This is a genomic window from Neobacillus sp. PS2-9 (assembly GCF_030915525.1).
GTDB lineage: Bacteria > Bacillota > Bacilli > Bacillales > Cytobacillaceae > Neobacillus.
In genome coordinates this window covers 2,230,189-2,254,678 of sequence record NZ_CP133269.1, presented here as the reverse complement: position 1 = coordinate 2,254,678, position 24,490 = coordinate 2,230,189, and the positions used below count along the sequence as shown (strand labels likewise).

Below are 24,490 nucleotides of genomic sequence, written 5' to 3'. Positions count from 1 at the left end.
TTTTCAAAAAAAATAGAGGTATCTTTATTAAGATATACCTCCTTTAATATCTTGTTAACCTCTTCATAATTTCGGTTTTTCTTGCTTTATCTTTAATTCTTGTTAAATCAAGGGCCACCTCATGACCTTTATTTTTTGAACGCAGGATTTCTCTTATGGCTTGTTTCACGCTTTCTTCATCATCCCTCACCATGATAACATTTCGCAGCATTTTCCCCCTCCTCATAATAAAGACTATTCCCTTCTGTTCCAATTTACTTCAATTAATTATCTTTTTTTAAACGAACCATCGTTTTATTTTCAAAATAAGCTTTAACTGATTGGTTTATTAGTGCAACACTAATGGCCGTAACAATAAAGAATCCGATTGGAACTAAGACAATCCACGGCTGCAGTGAATAAAGATAACTGATATCTCCGCCAATCACACCAGACCATTCATAGGAAATTGTCCGAGGAGGCGTGTCATCGTCCGGATAGTGGGTTCCTCCAAAGAATAGCTTCATAAATCCAAGATGAGCGAGAAGCTGTAAAGTCTGAATAAATTGTTGGCCAAATGATATGATCCATTTTTCATACACATGTGGGATTATATGTTTAAAAAAGATATAGCGCTTACTAGAACCTAGTGTTCTTGAGACTTCAATGAAATCTTCTTTTTCAACATGCCTCATTTCACCCGATATGTGAATGGTTAAGCTCGGAATGGCAAGAGCGACTAAAATAAATACTTGAAAGGATGCTCGTAACCAAAAGGGAGTATGAAAGCCATCAAGTGGCATCCATAAAACACTAAACAAAATAAAGTATGCAATAATGGTCTGAGGTACAACCGAGAATGGTTCGAAAATAGTTTTTATACAGCTATAGATCCGATTGTTTAAAGAATAAATGAAGGACGCCAATATGATTGAAAATAACATCCTGAGAATGACGATTGTGATTGTAATACCTATTGTCCATTTTGCCCCCTCCACCATCAAATGTACAAGATCATAGCCAAAAGGATCAGAACCTAATACATACTCGGTGAATGGCGCATAAGGCGGACGATCCACAATATTCCCCTTTTCATCAGAATGAAACCTAATCTGCCTGATTTGCCCGTCATTCAATAAAGTATTAAGAATACTCCCAGTAAATAGTACGATTAGAAACATAGCACTGAATATGAACCTTTTCCTCTTTAGCAAAAATACCAGCATATTATTGTGTATCCTTTCTGTTTTCAAAACTCACCCATTCATAAATCCGAAAAATAACAAAAAATGGAACAAAAATCAGGATGCATCCGATAATAAATGGATCTACAGCCGTTAACATCACTCTAAGCAGGCCATTCATATTAAACAAGTAATCAATCACTAATAGAGTTGAAAGCATAGACCAGAATATCATTTTTGATGTTCCAAACATCCCATCCGCAATATTTCTAAGAACATGGATATTTAGGATATATGAAAAGGTAAAGCCCTTTGCTTTCGCCAGCATGACATAATGCTTCTCTAATTCTTCTTCAATGTAATGAATTAGTACTTTTGTTATGTATAGACTGATAGGGACACTTAAACTGATGACTGGGAGAAGAATCGCTTCTTCTCTTACGGTAACAACTTGGGCCAGCTTAATACCAGTTTTCTTATAAACTATGATAACCGCAAATTGCAGTAACAAAATAATCATTAGGTCAGGTATAGACTCGAGGATCTCTAGGAAGCTTTTAATATACTTTAATTTACTTTTGAAAAATATAAGACCCACATACGCAATTATGAAGGCAATCAAACAGGCTGTTAAAAAGCTTAAACCTAACATTTTCATCGAAACCATGTATTTATAAAAAATAACCGGAAATACAGAATTCTTCTGGTCCCATAATAAGAAATCTCCAAACGTAAATAATTTTATATTTAAATCATAAACAGCTTGCAGATATGGAGAACCGTTAAAGGTTAAATTTTTAAATAACTCTGGGAAAACAGCAATTAATATTAGTACTTCAACCCCGACAAGACACTGAACAATGAGTAAGAACAATCTTTTAACCATATTTATACCTTTCATAACAACATCCTCTGTAAAAGTAATTGAGTTCTTTCGCATTCCTAATAGACGTAAGATTCAGAAAATAGTTACAGAGTTTCTTATTAAATTTATAAAATTTTCTATATTGTGGAATTTTCATTTCACCTGTTATATATTTGTAAATACGGAAAATCATTGGAGGAAGGGACTGAAGTTCTTGTATACGAAGAAAATATTTTTACCTATAAGATTTATAGTTATTCTAGTAGGTTTTATTTCTGCTGTAAATTTACCTATCCTATTAACATTTAATCCTTATCAATTAAAAGTTGAGTTTAGGCTTAGTTTTTTTAAGGAATATGTATTAAGCAACTTAAGTTGGTTTACCCATGCAAATGAATATCCATGGATTTTACAGTACTTTGAAGGAGATGGCATCCATAGATATCTGTATACCATGTCGTTACTAGGTATTGCATTATTCATCGTAATCATTCTCAGTTTGATCATCGCAACAGGCATCATGCTCCTACCATTAACTATCCAAAAGCGGTTTAAAGGTTTTATAGACTTCTCCACGACAGTACCAGATTTGCTTATTATCGCTCTAATACAATACCTTGTATTCTTTCTGTTTAAAACGTACAATTTTAGGCTTTTACGACTATATGGTGGAGTGGAAACAGAACCATATTTTGTACCAATATTCATCGTGATTTTTGTTCCAACACTTTTTTTAACACAGCTGATTTTAAAAGAATATTCTTCAGAAGAACTCCAGGATTATGTTCTGTTTGCAAAGGCTAAAGGTCTTTCATTAAGAACGATTTATATCAAACATATTTTTAGAAATATTATTCCATTAATACTCATTCATTTAAAATACATAGTTTGGTTTCTACTTTCAAGTATTTACGTGATAGAACACATTCTTAATATCAAAGGCTATAGTGCTGCTCTGACTTACATGTACGGAACTAGGGTTGTTCTTTTTGTTGTAGGGCTTCTCCTTTTCTCCCTACCTCTTGTTATTGTGAGCGCAGTTGGTTATGTAGTAAAACTTATAATGAAAAGAAAGGAAACACCTAGTATATGAGAAAATATAAAAAGACAATTTGGGGTTCATCTTTTTTATTATTTGTACTGATTGTAAGTCTTCTCTATCCTTTATACGGTCCAAGTGATTTCGATAAAATCTATTTTTTATATGACGATAAAGGAGACCTGGTAGGTGTCCCGCCCATACCTCCTTCTTCCTATTACCTGTTAGGTACAGACCGAAATGGTGAAAGTATTCTTCTTATGATTCTTTATGGTGCGAAATTTACCATTTTAATAGCTCTGTGCGTAACCATATTAAGAGTCTTTGTTGGTGGGATTTTAGGAATTTTATTTTCTTTATGGTTGAAACCTCTTCTACTTGTTATTAAAGATTACCTTTTAGTTTATAAAATAGTCCCACCTATTATTATTACCATCGTTCTCATGGGCAGGGTCTCTTTCTATATGGAAGATGCAATATATGGTATCATCCTATACCAAATTGTGGTCTTAGCTATTGTCGGAATTCCATCGGTTATAGTGACTACTTCAGAAATTATTGAGGAACTAAGTAAGAAATCATTTATCCTCACTTCTTACTTGATGGGCGGTACTCATTTTCATGTATTAAAAAGACAAATCAAACCATTCCTAACGTCTTATGGGATATTGATCGGTATCCAGCAATTACTCAATACCTTTATCCTTATTATGTACCTTGGAATCTATAAGATTTACATCGGTGGAATTTCCAAAGAAAATGTACGTGGATTAGAACTTTTAAATTCAAACTCAAAAGAATGGGCTGGACTTATTGGGCAAAACTTTGATGAGTTTTATCGCACTCCCTACCTGGTCTTTACACCTTTAATATGTTATTTTATTCTTATTTTAATTGTAACAATGATTAAAAAAGAACTTGAAGAAGCTTGGGATATTAACTCATTAGCTTATAAAACAAAAAAGAGAAAGTCCAAAAAGTCACAGAAAAAACAGACCGAGAGCAAAACCACAATTGTTGCTGCAGACTTTACCTTACAAAAAGAAATGAGTTAGCACGTTTCAGAACAAGTATTAGCGTCCCAACATGGTTGGGACTTTTTTTACAATTTTGTGGAAATCCGTCGAAAGTTAGTATATATTTATTCTTGCAATTAAAAATATTTAGAAAGGAATGAGTGTGGTGATTAAAAAGATTGCCTACCTTCCAGTTAGATTACTAGCGATGCTAGCTGGTTTTATCTGTTTATTAAACATTCCCATTCTATTAGTCTTCAATGTAAATCACAAAAACATTGAATTCCATTTTAGCCAATACAAAGAATATGTAATAAACAATTTATCCTGGTTGTTCCAATTCGAACAATATCCATACATATTAAGATTTTTTGAAGACGATGGAATGGAAAAGTATATTTATACTATGACTATATTGTCTGTCTCCCTTCTGGTAGTAATAGTCATTGGGTTGATAGTGTCCATCACAATTATGTTACTGCCTCTTTCCGTTCGAAAGCGTTTAAGCGGGTTTATAGATTTCACTACTACTGCACCTGATTTACTCATTGTCTTCCTATTACAGTATTTAGTCATTTATTTATATAAAACATTTCATATCAAGCTTTTTCAGCTATACGGAGGTAATTATACCGAGCCATATTTCATGCCTATTGTTATTGTTAGTTTTGTACCTACTATTTTCTTGGTCCAATTTTTATTAAGAGAGTTTGCGAATGAAGAACAACAAGATTATGTATTATTTGCAATAGCAAAAGGGACGCCATTAAAAACCATTTACACGAAACATATCATCCGCAACATTATTCCTTTATTACTCATCCACCTAAGAACCGTTATTTGGTTTCTATTATCAAGTATTATAGTAGTTGAGTATTTATTTAACATACATGGGTATGTGGATGTGTTACGTTCCATGTATGGGACAAGAGCCATCTCTTTTGTTTTTGGTTTTCTCCTTTTTGCTGTACCTGTTATTATCGCCAATATCATTGCTAAAATTGTAATGATGTCAAAAAATAGAAAAGGAACTAGCAGTGTATGAAACTTCAAAAATATAAAAAGACCATTGTTGGATTATCTATTCTAAGTATCATTCTTATTGCCAGTTTACTATATCCATACTTTGGACCTGCGGATTTTAATAAGGTCACCTATCTATATGATAAAAAAGGAAATCTAATCGGAGTACCTCCTATCCCACCATCCTCTCATTACCTTCTAGGCTCTGATCGGAATGGTGCAGATATTCTTTATATGATGATTTACGGGGCAAAATTCACACTATTAACTGCTTTTGGTGTCACCCTTTTTCGAGTGTTAATCGGCAGCGTCCTCGGATTATTATTTTCCTTATGGTTGAAACGTTTGCTTCCACTGGTAAAGGATTTTCTAGTTGTCTTCAATTTAGTACCACCTATCCTAATTACTTTAGTGCTGATGTATCCTGTTTCAACAAACTATATTAAAGATTCCATTTATAGTGTAATGGTCTATCAGATTATCATTCTTGTGATAATGGGGATTCCTTCCGTATTGTTTATGACTGTAGACATTGTTGATGAATTAAAAAAGAAAACATTTATCCAGTGTTCGTATTTAATGGGTGGGAATCATTTTCATGTCCTTAAGACCCAGATTAAACCTTATTTAACTTCTTATGGGCTATTGATGGTTATTCAGCAGTTGCTTGGTACACTTGTACTTATGATGTATTTAGGTGCATTTCAGGTATACATAGGGGGAGTTTCAAAAGAAGAGGTCCGTGGATTGCCCCTTCTGAATTCCATATCTAAGGAATGGGCCGGCCTGGTTGGACAAAATTACCGTGAATTTTATATGTCGCCTTGGGTGGTACTAATCCCGCTCGCTTGTTACTTTATCTTAATCCTCATTATTAACATGATTAAGAAAGAACTAGATGAAGCATTAGACATTAACTCCTTAGGCATCCTGTCCAAAAAGAAAAAATCAAGAAAGAAGAAACAAATGAATGAGCAAAACCCAACATCCCCCCTTAATGCAACTGACTTGACGTTTCATAGGGAACTATAGTAAAAAACGGGGACAGTCCCCCAGCGCTTTAAAGCAGCGGGGGACTGTCCCTTTTTATTCTATACTTACCATCATTCTTTTTAGGTAATTCCTTCTTCCAATCATATATTCCTTTATTACATCCATTTCTTTATCGAATTGTTCTATTTCTTTATTTTTATAAGGATCCCTCAAGACATATGGTCTAATCAATTCAAGCAACTGTTCCACCCTTGGAACCATATAGTCTAATGTGAATTGCTGTGACATGATTTCTTTAAGCAATTTTACATACTTTTTCCGGAAAGAATCTACGCCCAAAATTCTTGACGTTAATGTATTAAACCCGTCTATTGGAACATAATCCGCTTCCATCGGTTTTCCGTTCACATCCCTTCCCCATGTTGCATCATAATCCCAAGGAATGATTTCGAAAAGGCAAGTCTCTCCGTTTCGATACAACGCGTAGTTATGAACAAATCCATCATAGTTCGAAGTGAAGATTACTCCTGCGATCCAACGTAGATATTTATCTACATTTACATATTTTTGTATTCCCCTTTCGAATTCACTATTAGATAATGTATTAATATTAAAGATCATTTCTTCTAAGTAATAATCTTCTTGTCTGTCTCCACATTTTTTCTCATAACCCAAACGTAACGATTTTTTGGTTTCTTTGTCTAATTCACTCATCAGGGAAAAATTTGCGTCACCATCTAGGGCATAAAAAATGCTGCCTTTCGGTAAATTTCTTCTTCGTAAGAAATTTTCATCCACTGACTCAATTTCCAAGTAAACTCCTTCCGATTTACCGTTTTGTGTAAAAAAAACATGTCTGGATTTTGGTGATAAAACACCAATATCTGAAAAGAAATCAAAGGATAATTTATTTCGAATGAGTGAGGGGTCCATATACTCTGCATTTAAATGAATAATATTAGCCCCCCTAAAAGCTTTAGGTTTATAGAACGCTATCTGATAGGACTTTTTCTCCAAATCTCGGATATGAGACCCCCGATAACTTAAATCAATCTCTAGTCTCTTTCCTTCTATGGTTAATCGTCCAGGTACAGGATCATCATTCCATAAATCCCTCTTTAGTTCCTTTAGGTCATTGGGATTAATAAAAAGTTTATACTCAGGTACCTTAGTCACCTCGTCCATTTTTATTCCTCCTTCTTTTATTCGTATGAAAAAAAAGGAGTAGTGGTCACGATTGGATAGCAATTTTTCCTTTTATAGGCTTTTTTCTCATTCAAAAATAGCTCAACAAACGTAAATTGGTAAAAGAAGAGGTAGGTTTATAGGTATATGTATAATGAGCAAACGTACTCCCTTTTCTATATTTAAAGGAGGTGCTAAAATGAGTGAATTTTCATCAGAGGAAATACAAAGGGCTGCAGATGAGGTAAGACGTGGTGGTTTCGGAGACTTCATGTTTAGAGGACCAAGCCGTAATCGTCGCACTTCATCTTCTAGTCGAAATACTACTCGGCATTCAAGTAGACACACAACCAGAAGGCATACATCTGCTAAACGCTGTACGACAAGAAGATATCCAACCAAATGCTTTAAAATAAAATCTTGTTGGCAGAGTAGCCACCGCAGCAATCATCAATCGAAAAGCTATTGGAATAATGGAAATATGTGGAAATTAAGAGTAAGAAGACGTTAAAACGTTTATTAGAATGAAAAGAGGGTGAATCCATGCATGGACTCCCCTCTTCTTTTTTTGTTTTTTCCTTAATAATAGGAAATTGGTTGATTTTGCCTTAAAAAAAGGTAAAATTAACTAGTTAACTAATTTTATTGGAGGTGTATTTAAATTAGAGAGTTTTTAAAAGGCATAATTGGTTTTCTTATTTTAGATTTATATTTTAATTTAATTCCTGTTCAGCTTGGAAATCCATATCTTCAATTTGGGTCCACTATACTTTTCTTTCCGTTAGCCTTCTTTATTTCTAAATGGGTGGGACTAAAAGGATTAAAAGGGTTGGGTATGATATTTCATCCAGGCTGGAAAAAGAACTTTATATTTAGCTTTCTGATAGGTTTTGGATTTTGGATGGTTATGTTCGGCATACAATTTTATGTGGGTGATTTAGAGTTTGTTGGAATTCACGACCCAGTAAATGTAATCATGCCTGTTGTGGAAGTCTTTGTTGGTTATTTAGTTGGCTCACTAATTAATGATTTAATTGTCAGAGGCTATGTTATCAATCTATTAAAAGGAAAGATTCACATTGTCTGGGTATTTATAATAAGTATTTTAATTTATGCACTTGATGATTATTGGTATGCGGGATTCAGCCTCAGCAATATGATCTTTTCAATTATTTTAGGCCTTTCTTTAACTCTTGCATATTATAAAACAGGATCAATATGGGCAGATACAGGGCTCCATTATGGTTTAAATATTGCCTATGGTCTTTTCTTTGGTCTAGTTGGTAATTCCGGGAGTGCTCTTTTTATCGTTAAGGAAACTGGGCACGAAACTGCCTTTTCCAGTCTCCTCAACTATATCATCCCTGCACTGATGTTTATCTTTGTACTATGGGCACTAAAATACTATTCTTCTAGTAGTACATTAAGTAAAGATAATAAAATAACTTTTTCCCATTAAAAAAGCCGATTGGAGAGCCAATCTGACTTTATTTCTAAATAAAACTAAGCCCTTTACCAACAGGTTGGACGGATTCTAAAACAGTATCAACCATTTCTTCATTTATTAGAGTCTTGATAATCCATGCGGAAAGCTCTTGAGCAGCAAAACAGCCTGCTGCTGTTGATACATTACCAGAGTTAACAAAGCTCTGTTCAATCACTTCCACATTAAATTCTTTAAGCTGTTCAACCACTGTTGGATATGTAGTTGCCTTTTTACCGGACAGTAATCCCTTCGCTCCTAACAACAAAGCACCAGAACACATGGAGCCAATCAGTTGTTTTTCAGGATTTACTTTTAAACGATTAATATAATCTTGATTCCTATACAGTTCTTGGACACCTTTTCCACTTGCAAAAATAACAGCATCTGCCAAAGTAATTTCAGAAATCGTACCTGTCATGGGAATACGTAATCCAGCCATGGAAATATGGGTTGGCTCTGTACCTAATAGCTGGACCTTCCAATCATCTAATCCACCTACTAATCGAACACGGTTTAGCAAATCCCATGGCAAAAATACGTCTATATCAGTAAAATCATCAAAGCAAACAATTGCTATTTTCATTTTCATCCCCCTTGTTAGTTAAACTAGAATGATATTCCGAGAAAACAGACGTATGAACATTCTTAAAAGTTTCAAATAGAAGATTTTTGTGGGAAAATGAAACTTTTTCAACCTTCCAACGTCTTGATTTTATAAAAAAAATTTGGGGGTAAATCTATGAAAATCATTGGTTTGGTTGGCGGAATGAGCTGGGAGTCTTCTGTCGAGTATTATCGTATCATTAACGAGGAAGTCAAAAAGAGATTAGGTGGATTGCATTCGGCTCATTCCATCATGTACAGTGTTGACTTCGCGGAAATTGAAAAGTGTCAATCTAAAGGAGATTGGGAAAAAGCAGGAGATATATTAGCTAATGCAGCAAAAAGTCTAGAAAAAAGTGGTGCCGACTTTATTATCATTTGTACCAATACCATGCATAAAGTTATAGATGCCATCCAAGAAAACATTAATATCCCAATTTTACATATTGCTGATGCAACGGCTACCCAAATTAAAAAGAATGGGTTGAAGACAATTGGTTTGCTTGGCACCAAGTATACGATGGAGCAGGATTTTTACAAATCACGATTAGAATCCCAAGGATTAAAGGTTCTTATACCACCTGACCAGGAAAGAGAAATGATAAATACCATAATTTTTGAAGAATTATGTTTAGGTAAAATTCTCCCCTCCTCAAGATCTTCAATTAAAAGAGCCATTGATTATCTAATTGAAAACGGAGCCGAAGGAATCATCCTAGGTTGTACGGAAATAGGATTATTAATAAAACAAAAGGATTCTCCTGTGCCATTATTTGACACAGCTTCTATTCACGCTCTTGCTGCGGTTAACAAAGCACTTGAATAATATTTATTTTTCATAAAACAGAATGGAGGGTAAATATGAAGTTTAAGAAATTTCTAGTCGGTTTTTCTACGTTTGTAATAGCAACTGGCCTTTTGTATGCAATTGGGCATCTCTTTAAGATAGAATGGTTAATGTTTCATCATAAATATGAGCTAAGTGTAAATAGTTTCTACATTGAAACAGGTTCCTTAGTTCCGTTTATTATTGGTATATTCCTCAGTTTTATCGCAGAGAAAATCTATGTATATAAAAACCAAGCACCATTTCGCTAAAGCAAAAAGAAGTGCCCTATCCAAAAAGGGCACTTCTTTGCATAATCCTACTCATGTTCATGTTCGAATTCATCTTCCAATCGTTTTATTTCTTCAACTGATTTTTCTAATGCAGCTTGAGGTCCTTTAAAGTGTTTTTTGTAATAACCCAAGTCCATGATGATTAGAATGACAAACATGCCTCCTAGGGCGTAGGCAGCCATTTGATTTGGTGGAATCACCATGATGATACATATAAAGAGAATCCAGATTAAACTAATTACATTAATTGGTTTGCTCCATTTTCCTAAACTCCACGGACCGTAATGTTTAGGTAAGAAAATCCCTCTTGATTCGGCCCTTAATTTCAGAAGAATAGGAATTCCGTAAGCCACATATAAACCAACTACACTCACAGCAGTTAAAAATGCGATTGTAGAATACCCTACATTGGGATTGACTAATTTCGTAATATAATCGATTAAAGCTAAGACAAAAGAAAGAATAACTGAAAGCCAAATTGCTTTCGCAGGGGTCCGATACTTTCGGCTAATTTCCGCCCAGTGCCTGCTAAAAGGCATTCCCTTATCTCGCGAAAAAGCATACATCATGCGTGAAAAGGAAGTAATTGATGAGAGACCGCAAAAGAACATGGCAAAGGTAACGAGCCAAAGAACAATATTTCCAAACGTTCCACCTAATGCTTGGCTGATAACGTAGATGAAGGCATTATCTGAGTTTACCGCACCATTCGCATCATGAATGGAAAGAGTAACAAATGAGAGCATGATAAAACCAAAAACGAACGAAAAAGCAACTGAGTTAAAGATTCCCCAGGGTGCCCTTACCCTAGGGTGAACCGTCTCTTCAATCGTATGAGCAGATGCATCATAGCCTGTAAAGGTCCATTGTGCTTGCAATAATCCGATTAAAAAGGCAAGAAAATAGGGCTTATCTGAGAAGGTTGTTCCAACTTGGAATAAATAGTCAAGTGGCTGCAGCCCATCTTTTGTAAAAAAGGCAAGACTTACGACCAAAATAGCAACAACAATCATATGATACCATGCCGAGAAGTCATTTAATTTAGCAACTATTTTAATGCCCACATGGTTTAGGATTCCGTGTAAGAGGAGGACGATGCCAAAAACAATTAGGATGGTAGTATCGGTAGAAGAATAATTGAAGATGGTTGCTAGGAGTGGATCAGCGAATAAGGCTACAGAATAATCAATCCCTGCTACAATTCCGATTTGACCAATTAAATTGATCCAGGCAGTATACCAGCCAATTCTCGTACCCTTTAAGGCAGCAGCCCAGTGATATAAAGCACCTGCTGTTGGAATCGCTGAAGCAAGTTCAGATAAAGAGGCCGCAATTAATAGTACAAAAAAGGCAACGATGGTCCAGCCAAATCCCATCATTCCAGGTCCCCCATACAGTAATCCATGGCCATATAGAGAAACAGCACCTGTTAAAATAGAAATGATTGAAAATGAAATGGCAAAGTTTGAAAATCCACCCATATCACGAAGTAGTTCTTGTGCATATCCATAGCGATTTAGCTGTTTTTTATCAGCCAGCATTTGTTGGTCTTTATTTTTCATAGTTACATCTCCTTTCGTGCTTTGACTTTTTTATCACTTCCCACGAAAATCTCATGTTCTTCCTCTTTAAAAGCTCTTACATTTTTATTCGCTCTCAGGCCAATAGCCGAACCAACTGCCAGTGTAATGATGACTAAAGCGATTCCTATTAACACCTCCATCCACGGTCACCTCCTTTAATAAGGTTTAAACCAAGACCTAAATGGGTCAAGTTATTACTATAATTATTCTGAAAAATTAGATTATATTCATTATAAATCATAGAATAGAAAAAGCAGCCCTCATAGAGACTGCTCAATTTACTCGAAAATTATATGTTATTATCTGTTTACAACATCCTTTAATTCTTCATGTGAAGTAATATCTTCTATGGATACAAATTCTTCTGACATTGGGCGTAGATTTTTCGAACCTACTAAGAAATAGTAGACAAGCGCTACTCCAAAGATGGATAAAATGACATAACCTAATGGAAGTTCTACTCCAAACAATGGTAAAGCTGTAGTTAGAACACTATATTTAACAACACAGAAGAAAGAAAACACGCCTAAAATAAGTGCAATCGCTGGTACAACTGGATAACTTACTTTGAATGGTCTCTCCATATTTGGTTCTTTCTTTCTTAACACAAATAATGAAATCATACTTAAGCAGTACATGGTAATCGCACCAAAAACAGAAAGGATAATTAGTGCATTTGCAAAATTAGCAGAACCGGCAGCAATGACACCAATTGCACCTGGTACAATAAGACCCCAGTGCGGTACGCCTCTTTTCGAAAGATTAGAAAGGAATTTCGGTAAGTACCCTGCTCTTGCCAAGGCAAACGTCTGGCGGGAGAATCCAATAATAATTCCATGTAAGCTGGCAATTAAACCAAAGAGTCCAATAATCGCAACAGTAATAGGAATGATACTACCTTCACCGTACACGCTGGATAAGGCTTGTGGAAGCGGGTAATCCGCCGGCTTGCCAGTTCCTCCACCAAGACCAGCCGTTACGAATAATGTTAAAACCGTGGCAACACCTAGAGTTAAAATACCTGAAATGAATCCTTTTGGAATATCCTTCTTAGGATCACGAACTTCTTCAGCGGCCATCGCACCGCCTTCAATAGCTAGGAAGAACCAAATGGCAAAAGGAATTGCAGCCATAACCCCAGACCAGCCATTTGAGAAGGCTGTTTCATTAAAAATATTAGATGTCTGTACATGTGGTAACCCTGCTACATAATAAATTGCTAAACCGATAAGGGCCATAATAGTAGCTACCAATTCAATGATTGCAGCTCCCTTTACCCCAATGAGGTTGACTAAAATAAACAAAATAAACATCCCAACAGTCGCATAAACGGCATTAATGCTAGGGACTAAGAAGTTAATGTATGCACCCACTGAAACAGCAATTGCTGGTGGAGCAAATACAAATTCAAGTAAACAGGCTATACCTGTTACAAACCCCATAAATGGCCCCATTGCTTTCCTTGCATAAGCAGATGGCCCACCAGCATGTGGAATAGAAGTGGATAACTCAGAATAACTAAAAATAAAAGTTGTATAGAACACAGTAATTATAAGTGCTGCAATAGCAAGGCCAATGGTTCCCCCTTGTTCGAACCCGTAATTCCAACCAAAATACTGCCCAGAAATAACCATACCCACAGCAATACCCCATAAATGGATAGGCTTCAGACTTTTATGCAATTGGTTTTTTTCCTTCTCCAATAAGATCGTCCCCTTTTAAGAACATTTTTGAATTTAAAGCTTCCACTATTGTTTGGTCTTTTTCTGAAAATTTTTCGTAGGAGAATGTATACCTTATTCTACAATATTAATAGACTTGAACTACTTGTTAAAAATAGTCATAACATTTCGGACGGATTGTGCAGATTTATCTAATGCAGATTTCTCTTCAGGAGTTAACGGGATCTCAATAATACTTTCTATTCCATCCCCGCCAAGAATGGTCGGAACCCCTAAATAAAGATCATGATATCCATATTCACCTTCTAAATAAGCGATGGATGGTAAAATGCGCTTTTTGTCTTTAAGAATGGCCTCTGCCATTTGGACCATTGATGCGGCAGGAGCATAATAAGCACTTCCTTGTCCAAGTAAATTGACAATCTCACCGCCGCCCTTACGCGTTCTTTCTACAATTGCTTCAATCCGATGCGGTGGGAGAATTTTATCAAGTGGGATTCCTCCAGCATAGGAAAAGCGTACTAAAGGTACCATATCATCCCCGTGACCACCAAGTACAAACCCAGAAATGTCCTCAACTGATACATTCAATTCCTGGGCTACAAATGTGTTAAAACGGGCTGTATCTAATACACCTGATTGACCGATTACACGATTCTTTGGAAACCCGGTCGTTTTATAGCATACATACGTCATTGCATCCACCGGATTACTTAGAACTATAATGTAACTATTAGGCGCAAACTTTTTCACGTTTTCTGATACTTGCTCGATAATTTTAGCATTTGTTGACACTAAGTCGTCGCGGCTCATTCCCGGTTTCCGAGCAATCCCTGCTGTAATAAGCACTAAGTCAGCATCTTGGATATCCTCGTAATTTGACGTTCCAGTAATATTTGCATTAAATCCCTGCACAGGACTTGCTTCTAACATATCGAGTGCTTTCCCTTTGGTTGGATCACTTTGAGCTGGAATATCTACTAAAACCACGTCACCTAATTCTTTCTGAGCAAGCATCAATGCAGCCGTTGCACCGGTAAAGCCTGCTCCGATTACTGCAATTTTTCTCCGTTTGAAAGCCAATTTCTTCTCCCCCCATTTTCTATACTCATGGTAGATTTTCAGATTAATAGTTTAGTTGCTTGGAGGTTCTTCTTGTGTAGAATCAACTTTAGGAGAAATTGATTTTGCTTTTGTATCCTTTTTATTTGTTCTCGATATTTCTTGATCCTTTTTTGGCTGCTCTGCAAGAATCACTCCTACACCATCATCAGGACGTGGAATCACATGTGCGGAAACCAGCACTCCTGCCTTAGCTGCTGCATACTTGCCTGCATCAACGGCAGCCTGCACGGCTCCTACATCACCTTCCACTAATACAGCCACAAGGCCTGCATCTACCTTTTCTTTCTTTATGAGCCTGACATCGGCCGCTTTTACCATTGCATCTGCAGCCACGATGGAGGCAATTAACCCTCTTGTTTCAATCATTCCTAATGCCTTCGCCATGCTCGGCACCTCCTGTAACGTCTATCGAATCAATTATACCGATAATAAGAGCATCGATAGGTAGACTAGTCTCTGCAGCCATATTCGTTGCAGCACTACCTAAAGTTACCATCACCTTGTCCCCAACACCTGCACCTATTCGGTCTACAGCAATAAAGGGGGTTTGAATTGGCGAACCGTTAGGAAGCTCTGGCTGCACAAATAAAAATTTCAATCCAGTTAAATGGTCTTCCTTTCTAGTCGCCCATACATTTCCAATTACTGTACCTACTTGCAAAAAAATCATCTCCCATCGTTAGTCAATTACTTTGATGGTTTTCCCTAACTCTCTTGCGGTATCACGTGCTAAAGGAGTTACAATTGTACGCTTATTTATCGTAATTGTGTGGTCCTTCCATGTTTGTACATCTCTTTGTGATAAAAGCTTATTCTCAAAGACGACTGGTTCATTAAGTTGCTCAATAGCCGTTTGCTTTTCGGGTAGTTTGACAAAACTTTCTTTCTTTACCTCGTCCATTTCCTCATATTTCTCTAGAATACCCACATCTCCGCTAGTAATCAGACCGGCATTGGCTTCATCCGTATCAATATGCATCTCCAACTTATATCTAGCAGACACACGAATGAGTACTTTTTCAAAGGATAGAGGACGTTCATCGCCCGTTTTAATCCGGACATATTCTCCATTCTCCACACCAAAATTCAATGCATCTTCAGGTGTCATATGGATGTGTGCCTGGGCTATAATAAGACCTTCTTTTTTTAAAATACTTCCTTTTGGGCCAACTAGTGTAATAGAAGCAGATTCTTTTATATTTCCAGATTCACGAATCGGAGGTTTTACTCCCAATTTAACCGAATCTGTTTTACTTACTTCTACTTGAGTGAGCGAACGGGCAGGACCAAGAATTCTGACCTTTTCAATAGAACCCCTTGGTCCAGCAATCATCACCGTTTCATTTGCAGCAAACTGACCTGGTTGTGATAAATCAGCTTTTTTAGTTAATTCATATCCTTTACCAAATAGCACCTCTAAATCACTTTGACTTACATGACAGTGTCGGGCGGAAACAGCCATCGGAATGTTACGAGTCACCGAATTTTTATTCAAAAATTGCTGAATGACCTCTTCCACGATCATTTGAATGGCCTGATTATTCATCACTTATCTCCTAACCTAGTAAGCTAAAGATTAGAGTTCAGCTTCTAATTTTGGTAAAATGCTTTCCAATTCATTGTGTGGACGAGGAATGACGTGTACAGATAAAAGCTCCCCAACACGTTGTGCAGCTGCAGCACCAGCATCTGTTGCTGCCTTTACCGCACCTACGTCCCCGCGTACAAATACAGTTACAAGGCCTCCTCCAACCTGAACTTTTCCAATAAGGTTGACGTTTGCAGCTTTTACCATTGCGTCTGCTGCCTCAATTGATGCCACTAACCCTTTTGTTTCAACCATTCCTAATGCTGTTAACTCTCTTGCCATTGTCCATTCCTCCTAATTAGTTCATTTGATATTTTTTTAAAACTTGATTCACCATTTCAGAAATCAAATTTGGATCTACATTTCCTGCGATATTTACTTGTTTTAAAACCTGTTCAACAATTTCAGATACATTTTCCTTTGATTCTGATTTTGTTTGACTAGGTTGATTTTCTTGCTTTGGAATGATGACCTCTTTCGTTCCATATGCCATTCTTTTTATATTGATTAAATGCTTGGCAGATACATTGTCTGAAGTAATATTGCCTCCAAAAGATCCACAGCCAAGTGTCAATGATGGCACGAGCCCAGTTGTAGCACCTACCGCCCCAATTGAGGAGAGCGTGTTTACCATCAACCTTGAAACCGGCATTTCTAAGGCAAATTCCCTTGCTACCTTGTCATCATTCGTGTGTAGGGATAAACTATGTCCTCTCCCGCCAAGGTTTAGCAAGCTTAAGCATATTTCTTTTGCCTGATGATAACTATCCGCTGTGTATAGAGCTAGGATGGGTGAAAGCTTTTCTATTGAAAATGGTACGTCTTTCCCCACTTTTCTTTCTTCAGCAACTAAAATTCTCGTATCCGCTGGGACAGTAATCCCAGCCATTTCCGCAATTTTCAATGCGCTTTGTCCCACAATATTAGGATTTAATTTTCCTGGAATAGGTGAAATGACTTTTTCTAATTTAACTTTTTCTTGATCATCCAACAAATATGCGCCATTTTTCTTTAGTTCTCTAATCGCCAACTGCTGGACATTGCGATCAACCACCATAGCTTGTTCTGTTGCGCAAATCGTACCATGGTCAAATGATTTACTTTCCACAATCATTTTCATAGCTTTTGCTATATCTGCTGATTTTTCAACATATACCGGAACATTGCCAGGACCTACCCCATAAGCTGGTTTTCCTGAGCTATAAGCCGCCCGGACTAAATCTTTTCCACCCGTTGCGAGGATTAAATCAATGTCACGATGTTTCATTAATTCCGTCGTTGCTGCCATTGTTGGTTTAGAGATCCAGCCGATAATCCCATCAGGTGCTCCTGCCTCTTTAGCTGCCTCCAAGCAAATTTCCAATGCAGCTATCGTACATTTAACTGCTCTAGGGTGTGGGCTAAAAACTATTCCATTTCTTGTTTTCAAGCTAATTAATGCTTTAAAGATAGCCGTCGAAGTTGGATTGGTCGTTGGAATTATACCAGCGATTACTCCAAATGGTGCCGCCACTTCTACTACTTTGTTAACATGGTCCTCTTTAATAATGCCAACTGTCTTTTCATTCTTGATAGATTGGTATACAGCCATTGATCCGACATCATTTTTCATTCGTTTGTGTTCAACAATACCCATTCTAGTTTCTTCAACCGCAAACTTTGCTAATTCCAATGATTTAGCAAAAGCAGCCTCCGCTACTCGCTTCACGATTGCGTCGACTTGCTCTTGTGAAAACGCCATGTACTTCTGTTGCGCTTCCTTTGCTTTTTGAAGGGCATCCCGCATTTCTTGGATTGATTGTAAATCATGGTCAAACTGCACCTGGGATACACACCTTTCTTTAAAAAATAGTAGTTAGTTAAATTTGTCTTGGATTTCTGCTGATATCAAGAATGACTTCACGGAACGCATCTGCTGCTGCCTGACAGGCTGATTGCGAACCCGTCAGTAGCCCCCCTCCAAAGTTCGTTTCTGATGGCGGACCAAAAAATTTAACTAACTTTACATCTGCTGCCTTTACCGCTGCATCAATTCCATAAACCGCCTCGAGTGGCGGAGCAATCAAGTAAGCAAGTGCTTCCCCTTGATTGATTCCAGCTTCTTTCGATAAATAGCTTCCCGTCCTTGCTACCACATGTGCATACAACGCATGGCTTTTATCCTCATTTACCGCTTCGAAAAAAGCATCGTTTTCAGCTGTCTGGAAGACCGCCTCCATTCCACTTTTCACTTCATCTGGTGTTGGACCAGCTAGGATGCCGATCATTTCACCTGATAATGGTCCAGAGGAATGTGCAGAACCCGCATAGAATGAGCGAGCATAAACAACCTCTACATCCGCTCTTTTTGTAGCCTCATCTAATGCTGTATAACCAACATCATCGATGGTGGAAGTAAAAATAGCGAGGCTTCGATGATTGGGCTGTAGTTGAAATTGCTCGGCCAGGGCGGAGTCTACGTTTGGGATAATTCGGACAGCTAAAATTTCTGCATGAATTCGCTCTAAGGTCACAAACAAGTCCTCCCTTATTGTTCTTTTTGAACTAGCGAAACTCCACTAGCTTGATATTTTAATATTTTTTGAATGACCGTACCTAGGTAGGCACCCGCTTCAACCGGCGGGATTCCACCTTTATGAATATTTGATACAACCATTCGGTCCGCCTCAATTGTCCCTAAGCGCGGTTCATAGCATAGATAGGCACTAAGAGATTCTGCACTCACAAGACCTGGACGCTCACCAATCAAGTACACAATCACTTTTGGATTTAACAGCTCACCAACATCATCCATGGCAGCTACTCTTCCTTTTTCAATAAAAAAAGGTGTTCCAACATCAAGCCCTAAACCTTGTAGTGCTTGATTAAGAGATAAATAAACATCCTCTAAGTTTTCATCAATCGCCTTTGAACTTAAACCATCTGATACAATGATTTGAACGGTCGGAGATTTTTTGCATTTTTGTGTAATCAGTTGCTTAGCTTCTTCAGAAAGCTTGCGCCCAAAATCAGGACGTCTTACATACACTTCTTTGTCAGCTACCTTTGTGTTAACTTTAAACAGCGATAAACTTTCTAATAAACCGGGATTTACATCACCGTACACGGCATCCACCGCAGCTGCATGATCGTAACGAAACTTCAACCAGGTATTCGTTTTAGGTCTTAGTCCCGCTCTCCCCACCCCAATTCTTGCAGGTGTCTTACTAATCAAAGATTCTAACTCATCTTTATCAAATGGGGATTCAATTCCAATAACAGGCTTTGATTCTAAGTTAATTTCTTCAATTTCATCTTGTAGGGTTTGATACATCTTTTCTTTTATTGGTTGATAGTTATCACTCGCAGAAGTGTGTGATTGACCATCTGCATTATGGTTCCAAAACTTCACCTCTACTTCTGATGACGTCTGTTCATCGGTCACCACAGTTTGTGATTGTAATTTTTCATATATTAATTTGGTAATTTGTTCAACTAATTCAGGATTCATTCTATACACCTCCTACCCTTGAAAAAATAGTTGGATCTCCTGCTTTTTTACTTAACTTGCCATTTTCAAAAATCCCCATCTTTTCAAGCCACTCTTCGAACAATGGAGCAGGGCGCTTATTCAATGTTTGTCTTAAGGTTGCCACATCGTGATAACTTAAGGACTGGTAATTCAACATGCAATCATCACCCATTGGTGCAGCAATGATAAAATTCACTCCAGCAGCGGTTAAAAGCACACCCAAATCCTCAATATCATTTTGATCTGCTTTTATATGGTTTGTATAACAAATATCTACTCCCATCGGAATCCCATGCATTTTGCCCATAAAGTGGTCTTCTAACCCTGCTCGGATTACCTGTTTATTGTTGTACAAATATTCCGGCCCAATAAATCCAACTACTGTGTTTACGATATATGGATCAAAGTATCGAGCAAAGCCATAATTACGTGATTCTAAGGTCATTTGATCGATGCCATAATGTGCTTCTGCCGATAACTCAGAGCCTTGACCCGTCTCAAAATACATACGCTGTGGCCCTGTTCCAGTTCCATATACCTTAGCCATTTCATTAGCTTCTTCTAGTAGGGAAGCAGTAATACCAAATGAACGGTTAGCGGCTTCGGTTCCTGCGATACTTTGGAAAATCATATCTGCAGGAGCTCCTTGCTGAAGTGCTTTCATCTGAGCAGTGACATGGGCTAGCACACAGTTTTGTGTCGGTATTTCCCATTTTTGAATGAAGTCATGGGTAGCGTGTAGCAGTCTCTTTACACTCTCTACTGAATCATCTACGGGGTTGATTCCAATGACCGCATCACCAATTCCATAGGAAAGACCTTCTTTCATTGATGCCATCATTCCCTCAACATTGTCTGTTGGATGGTTAGGCTGTAGTCTTGAAGCAAGTACTCCTTTTTGACCAATCGTAATATTACATTTTGATAGAATCTCAATCTTGTTTGCTGCATGAACCAAGTCTAAATTGGACATAACTTTCGCAACTGCAGCGATCATCTCACTATTTAAACCTCTGCTTAACCGCTTTAAATCTTCACCAGTGGTTGTATCATTTAGGATATACTCCCTAAGCTCGGAAACGGACCAATTTTTAATCGATTGATAGATTGGTTCATTGATTTGACCTTCAATAATGCGTGAGACTTCATCTTCATCAGGAGATAGTAGTGGATTCTCCCTAATATCATGAAGTGTTAGGTTGCTTAATACTTCCTTTGCAGCTATACGCTCTTGTACGGTTTCTGCTGAAAGACCTGCTAAGCGGTCACCTGATTTTTCTTCGTTTGCTTTTGCAAATAAGTCCTTTAATGAGGAAAATTGGTAGACTGTGCCGAAATAATTCGTCTTTAATCTCACCTGAAAGTCCTCCTTTCTTCATTCTGGAATGTTAAGGTTTTTATGATAACCGGAACGACATCTGATTCTAGTACGCGCCCAATGTCTAAATAGTCACCATTTTCAACGGTAATTTGATCTATGCAAATGACCGATTGCGAAGAATCTTTCCGATTAATCGTTTGTCCGAGTACTTTTGCATAATCTCTATCTAAAACAAGGACCACGGGCTGCGATCGATTAGGTTTTTGCTTTAACCCTTGAAGGATGGATTCTGCCCATGCGTCAATTTCTCGAAAGCGTAAATAGGGTAGATTCGAAAAATATAGGGCAAAATTCTGACCTTCCTTCTGGGGATCATATAGTTCAATTGCTTCTGTCACCTTTTTCGAAATAGAATCCACTACCTCGTTAAAATTTTTGTCAAATCGGATTTGAAAAACCGGCAAATTCTTAAGAGGCAATTGGCTACTATCTACTTCAATGGTCGCCCCGCTGATTTCCGTTGTTTGCAACCCTGCACCTAAGACGGTTGCCCTTACAGTTTCCTCCGGCTTGACCCATGACCATTTATGTAAGAGCTTGTTTTCTTTCAAGGAAGCAGCCAGTACCATGCCGATGTCATCATATTGGGCTGGGTTAGCAGACTCGTCTTCATAACGATAGATACATTCACCAACTCCTCCTGAAAACATAATAGCCTCTACATCTTCCTGCCAATTAGGTTCATGACCTAATAAAAGGAATTGATCTTCTTTCGTAAGCGACTTTTGTAGCATCCTTCCAATCACATCAGCCATAAAATCAGTAATTCTCTTTATTTGATTTACACTTATGGATTGTCCCTCATTTATGATTGTCCCCCAATGATTAAGCAGATTCTTCACAGGTGGAGAAATACTTTTGATTTTTGAGTCATGAAATTCTATAAGTCTACCGCCTATATGGAGTGTACAAGTGCCACAAAGTCGCCCTGATTTATAAACGGCTATATTTGCTGTTCCTCCACCGATATCAATATTGGCAGTGACTTTTCCTGATGATTTCGAGTACTCATAGGCACCAGAACCCTTTGCAGCAATGATCCCTTCTAGATCTGGTCCGGCTGTGGCTACCAAAAATTCACCGGCATGATCCGATAGCTGGTGGATCATTACTTCTGCATTTGTCTTCGTTGCTGTTTCTCCCGTAATGATGACAGCCCCGGTTTTAATATCTTTAGGCTCAACCCTTGCTTTTTTATATTCATCTTTTACTAATGCCTCAATCTTCCCGATATCAATTGATGTTGGAGAAAGAAGTGGTGTTCGATAAATGGGACTGCGATAAACGACCTGCTTATCAATTATCTCGATGCGAGGAACATGTGCCCCGCCAGCCATATTCATCAATGTAAACTTACTAATCACTACTTTAGTTGTACTCGTTCCGATATCAATTCCAGCACTGATCATTTCTTCTTTATGTGGGCTAGTAAATTTCATATCCCATCTCCCCAAAAACAAAGGCGCCCCTTTTAAACCATCCAAGATTAGATGGTTTAAAAGAGGCGCCTTTGCCTGTAAATTCATTTGTGTAACCATAATATAATTTATTTTCTGAATACTGTAAAGGCTTTCATTCAAAAAAATATATACGGGGAAGGATGATTGTCGATATACTCCTTCATTTCCTGTATCGTATTCATGCCCACCAGCATTTTAATTTCCTCTATCCCCTCATTTTTAAGGGAAGATGTAATCACAATGGGCCCTCTGTTCACCATTACCTTTTTTAAAAGGGAGACAGCTAATTCGATATCTGCCTTATCGGAATCACTCTTTGTGACGACACCAATCGGAAGTTTATTTATCCCTGTACTAAACCCATGAGGAAAAATCATCTTTTTCTTCGTACTATCCTGTAAATAAAGGACATGAGTAACCTCAAGTGCAGTTGCCATGATATTTTTATAAAAAAATGGGTTTTCACTATATTCACCAGGAGTATCCACAATCCAATCAAAATATAGTAGGGATTGTGTTTTTACCGCTTTTACTTCTCGGCCAAGGAGAGCATTTGTTAAGGTGGATTTTCCTGCACCAATTGAACCGATTAACATTGCTCTATTCTTCATTTGGATTCTCCTTTTCAGAAATTAAGACTTTGTAATTTGCGCTGGTGTATAGTGAAGGGTATCAGCAAGAAACCGGTTGATTTCCCTCATGGCCATATCTACTTCAGATACATTCCCGACAATGACTAAGCTGCCTGTAAAGCGATCGAGGAAGCCTAATTTTACATTTGCTGCCTTTGTTGCTATATCTCCGGCAATAATAACCGTTTCACTCGGTGTTAATGTTAGGATTCCTAATGCACCACTTTCCTGGATACCCAATTTCTCAAACATATCTGGATCTGGATTTGCAATTAAATGGCTTAATGTTACTTGTTTACCAGGGACAAATTCTTGAATAAATCTCTTTTTCTCTTCACTCATGAGAACACCTCTCCATTTCTTTCAATAAGACAAAAAATGCTTAATAGATCTTATTTTTTTTAAAAAATAAAATCTATTAAGCACCATTGCTTATGGTTATTTACTTGTAATCAATCAGTCTAACTGGGGTATTTCAAGAGAATGTACTTAGCTACCTTTTCCAATGGGAGCTGTTTTTTCATACTGATGCTTCTCATCTTATTGTAAGCCGTTTCTTCTGGTAAATTCAATTGTTTCATTAAAATTCCTTTTGCTTTTTCAATTAATTTGCGATTTTCCAGTTCTTTATTCATTTCTTCTACTTTTTCTTTGTAAAGGCTTGTGTTTTCTGCCTGCCTTAGAGCGATCTCAACTGCAGGGATTAAACTGGCTTCAGAAATGGGTTTCACTAAGTAACCTAAAATATTGGCCTGTTTTGCTTTTTCAATATATTCCTTTTGGCTATAAGCAGTTAAAAGAAGAATAGGAATATCAAATTTGTTAGAAATAATTTCACTGGCTTTCAGCCCATTCAACTTTGGCATTTTTATATCCATGATGATTAAATCAGGTTTTAGTTGAAAAGCTAATTCAACAGCCTTTTCCCCATCAGCTGCTTCGGCAACAACCTCATACCCCGCATCCTTTAACATGAGTGAAACATCCAAGCGAACGATTGACTCGTCTTCTACTACCATTATTCGTTTTTTCAAGA

At 37.4% G+C, this 24,490-nt stretch carries 28 protein-coding genes and 1 pseudogene; 8 read left to right on the top strand and 21 right to left on the bottom strand.

What is annotated here, in order from left to right; genetic code table 11:
- Positions 1–43: 43 nt before the first annotated feature.
- From RCG25_RS11370 to RCG25_RS11360, 3 genes are all read right to left on the bottom strand, one after another.
- On the bottom strand, positions 44–211 hold the full coding sequence (locus RCG25_RS11370; protein ID WP_308083764.1) for a hypothetical protein: 168 nt from the start codon (positions 209–211) through the stop codon (positions 44–46).
- 52 nt (positions 212–263) lie between these two features.
- Positions 264–1,058, bottom strand: coding sequence for an ABC transporter permease subunit (locus tag RCG25_RS11365; RefSeq protein WP_308083763.1), 795 nt, complete (start codon positions 1,056–1,058; stop codon positions 264–266).
- Positions 1,059–1,206: 148 nt separating this feature from the next.
- Positions 1,207–2,064 carry an ABC transporter permease subunit gene (locus RCG25_RS11360; protein WP_308083762.1) on the bottom strand — a complete coding sequence of 286 codons (858 nt, stop codon included), beginning with the start codon at positions 2,062–2,064 and terminating at the stop codon, positions 1,207–1,209.
- A gap of 178 nt (positions 2,065–2,242) precedes the next feature.
- Here RCG25_RS11360 and RCG25_RS11355 point away from each other — a divergent pair, with 178 nt between their 5' ends.
- The 4 genes from RCG25_RS11355 (at position 2,243) to RCG25_RS11340 (ending at position 6,138) form a co-directional block, all read left to right on the top strand.
- Entirely contained in the window at positions 2,243–3,121 is an 879-nt protein-coding gene (locus tag RCG25_RS11355; protein WP_308083761.1) for an ABC transporter permease subunit, read from the top strand.
- Positions 3,118–4,122: a hypothetical protein gene (locus RCG25_RS11350; RefSeq protein WP_308083760.1), complete on the top strand. Its 1,005-nt coding sequence runs from the start codon at positions 3,118–3,120 to the stop codon at positions 4,120–4,122. Before RCG25_RS11355 ends, RCG25_RS11350 begins: the two co-directional genes overlap by 4 nt.
- A gap of 127 nt (positions 4,123–4,249) precedes the next feature.
- On the top strand, positions 4,250–5,128 hold the full coding sequence (locus RCG25_RS11345; protein ID WP_308083759.1) for an ABC transporter permease subunit: 879 nt from the start codon (positions 4,250–4,252) through the stop codon (positions 5,126–5,128).
- Entirely contained in the window at positions 5,125–6,138 is a 1,014-nt protein-coding gene (locus RCG25_RS11340) for an ABC transporter permease (protein WP_308083758.1), read from the top strand. The genes RCG25_RS11345 and RCG25_RS11340 overlap by 4 nt, the downstream gene beginning before the upstream one ends.
- A 54-nt stretch (positions 6,139–6,192) precedes the next feature.
- Here the strand turns inward: RCG25_RS11340 and RCG25_RS11335 are convergent, their stop codons facing one another.
- Entirely contained in the window at positions 6,193–7,284 is a 1,092-nt protein-coding gene (locus RCG25_RS11335) for a CotH kinase family protein (protein ID WP_308083757.1), read from the bottom strand.
- A gap of 199 nt (positions 7,285–7,483) precedes the next feature.
- On the opposite strand from RCG25_RS11335, the gene RCG25_RS11330 reads away from it, so the two are divergent.
- Entirely contained in the window at positions 7,484–7,795 is a 312-nt protein-coding gene (locus tag RCG25_RS11330; RefSeq protein ID WP_308083756.1) for a CotG/ExsB N-terminal domain-containing protein, read from the top strand.
- Between the two features lie 324 nt (positions 7,796–8,119).
- A complete protein-coding gene (locus tag RCG25_RS11325; RefSeq protein WP_308083755.1) occupies positions 8,120–8,743 on the top strand; it encodes a CPBP family intramembrane glutamic endopeptidase in 624 nt (207 codons plus the stop codon).
- Between the two features lie 34 nt (positions 8,744–8,777).
- Here RCG25_RS11325 and RCG25_RS11320 read toward each other — a convergent pair whose 3' ends face one another.
- Positions 8,778–9,353, bottom strand: a complete 576-nt coding sequence (locus RCG25_RS11320; RefSeq protein WP_308083754.1) for a DJ-1/PfpI family protein — start codon at positions 9,351–9,353, stop codon at positions 8,778–8,780.
- A gap of 156 nt (positions 9,354–9,509) precedes the next feature.
- On the opposite strand from RCG25_RS11320, the gene RCG25_RS11315 reads away from it, so the two are divergent.
- On the top strand, positions 9,510–10,199 hold the full coding sequence (locus RCG25_RS11315; RefSeq protein WP_308083753.1) for an aspartate/glutamate racemase family protein: 690 nt from the start codon (positions 9,510–9,512) through the stop codon (positions 10,197–10,199).
- A gap of 35 nt (positions 10,200–10,234) precedes the next feature.
- Positions 10,235–10,471 carry a hypothetical protein gene (locus tag RCG25_RS11310; RefSeq protein WP_308083752.1) on the top strand — a complete coding sequence of 79 codons (237 nt, stop codon included), beginning with the start codon at positions 10,235–10,237 and terminating at the stop codon, positions 10,469–10,471.
- A gap of 47 nt (positions 10,472–10,518) precedes the next feature.
- Here RCG25_RS11310 and RCG25_RS11305 read toward each other — a convergent pair whose 3' ends face one another.
- From RCG25_RS11305 to RCG25_RS11230, 16 genes and pseudogenes are all read right to left on the bottom strand, one after another.
- On the bottom strand, positions 10,519–12,054 hold the full coding sequence (locus tag RCG25_RS11305; protein WP_308083751.1) for an amino acid permease: 1,536 nt from the start codon (positions 12,052–12,054) through the stop codon (positions 10,519–10,521).
- A gap of 2 nt (positions 12,055–12,056) precedes the next feature.
- Positions 12,057–12,215, bottom strand: a complete 159-nt coding sequence (locus RCG25_RS11300; protein ID WP_308083750.1) for a hypothetical protein — start codon at positions 12,213–12,215, stop codon at positions 12,057–12,059.
- A 159-nt stretch (positions 12,216–12,374) separates the two neighbouring features.
- Complete coding sequence (eat, locus tag RCG25_RS11295) at positions 12,375–13,778, bottom strand: ethanolamine permease (RefSeq protein WP_308083749.1); 1,404 nt, start codon at positions 13,776–13,778, stop codon at positions 12,375–12,377.
- Between the two features lie 120 nt (positions 13,779–13,898).
- A complete protein-coding gene (gene mdh / locus RCG25_RS11290) occupies positions 13,899–14,840 on the bottom strand; it encodes a malate dehydrogenase (RefSeq protein ID WP_308083748.1) in 942 nt (313 codons plus the stop codon).
- Positions 14,841–14,891: 51 nt separating this feature from the next.
- Entirely contained in the window at positions 14,892–15,266 is a 375-nt protein-coding gene (locus RCG25_RS11285) for a BMC domain-containing protein (RefSeq protein ID WP_308083747.1), read from the bottom strand.
- Positions 15,241–15,543, bottom strand: a complete 303-nt coding sequence (locus RCG25_RS11280; protein ID WP_308083746.1) for a EutN/CcmL family microcompartment protein — start codon at positions 15,541–15,543, stop codon at positions 15,241–15,243. The genes RCG25_RS11285 and RCG25_RS11280 overlap by 26 nt, the downstream gene beginning before the upstream one ends.
- A 240-nt stretch (positions 15,544–15,783) precedes the next feature.
- Positions 15,784–16,428, bottom strand: a pseudogene (locus RCG25_RS11275) (phosphate propanoyltransferase); the annotation flags it as partial.
- A 30-nt stretch (positions 16,429–16,458) separates the two neighbouring features.
- Positions 16,459–16,752, bottom strand: a complete 294-nt coding sequence (gene eutM, locus RCG25_RS11270) for an ethanolamine utilization microcompartment protein EutM (RefSeq protein WP_307287352.1) — start codon at positions 16,750–16,752, stop codon at positions 16,459–16,461.
- Between the two features lie 16 nt (positions 16,753–16,768).
- Positions 16,769–18,292, bottom strand: coding sequence for an aldehyde dehydrogenase family protein (locus RCG25_RS11265; protein ID WP_308083745.1), 1,524 nt, complete (start codon positions 18,290–18,292; stop codon positions 16,769–16,771).
- Positions 18,293–18,329: 37 nt separating this feature from the next.
- Positions 18,330–18,983: an ethanolamine utilization microcompartment protein EutL gene (gene eutL / locus RCG25_RS11260; RefSeq protein ID WP_308083744.1), complete on the bottom strand. Its 654-nt coding sequence runs from the start codon at positions 18,981–18,983 to the stop codon at positions 18,330–18,332.
- 14 nt (positions 18,984–18,997) lie between these two features.
- Positions 18,998–19,960: an ethanolamine ammonia-lyase subunit EutC gene (gene eutC / locus RCG25_RS11255; RefSeq protein ID WP_308083743.1), complete on the bottom strand. Its 963-nt coding sequence runs from the start codon at positions 19,958–19,960 to the stop codon at positions 18,998–19,000.
- Between the two features lies 1 nt (position 19,961).
- Positions 19,962–21,338, bottom strand: a complete 1,377-nt coding sequence (locus tag RCG25_RS11250; protein ID WP_308083742.1) for an ethanolamine ammonia-lyase subunit EutB — start codon at positions 21,336–21,338, stop codon at positions 19,962–19,964.
- Positions 21,335–22,801: an ethanolamine ammonia-lyase reactivating factor EutA gene (locus RCG25_RS11245; RefSeq protein ID WP_308083741.1), complete on the bottom strand. Its 1,467-nt coding sequence runs from the start codon at positions 22,799–22,801 to the stop codon at positions 21,335–21,337. Before RCG25_RS11245 ends, RCG25_RS11250 begins: the two co-directional genes overlap by 4 nt.
- Positions 22,802–22,938: 137 nt before the next feature.
- A complete protein-coding gene (locus tag RCG25_RS11240; RefSeq protein WP_308083740.1) occupies positions 22,939–23,433 on the bottom strand; it encodes a EutP/PduV family microcompartment system protein in 495 nt (164 codons plus the stop codon).
- Positions 23,434–23,454: 21 nt separating this feature from the next.
- A complete protein-coding gene (locus RCG25_RS11235) occupies positions 23,455–23,796 on the bottom strand; it encodes an ethanolamine utilization microcompartment protein EutS (protein ID WP_308083739.1) in 342 nt (113 codons plus the stop codon).
- Between the two features lie 119 nt (positions 23,797–23,915).
- Entirely contained in the window at positions 23,916–24,488 is a 573-nt protein-coding gene (locus RCG25_RS11230) for an ANTAR domain-containing response regulator (RefSeq protein WP_308083738.1), read from the bottom strand.
- Between the last annotated feature and the right edge of the window lie 2 nt (positions 24,489–24,490).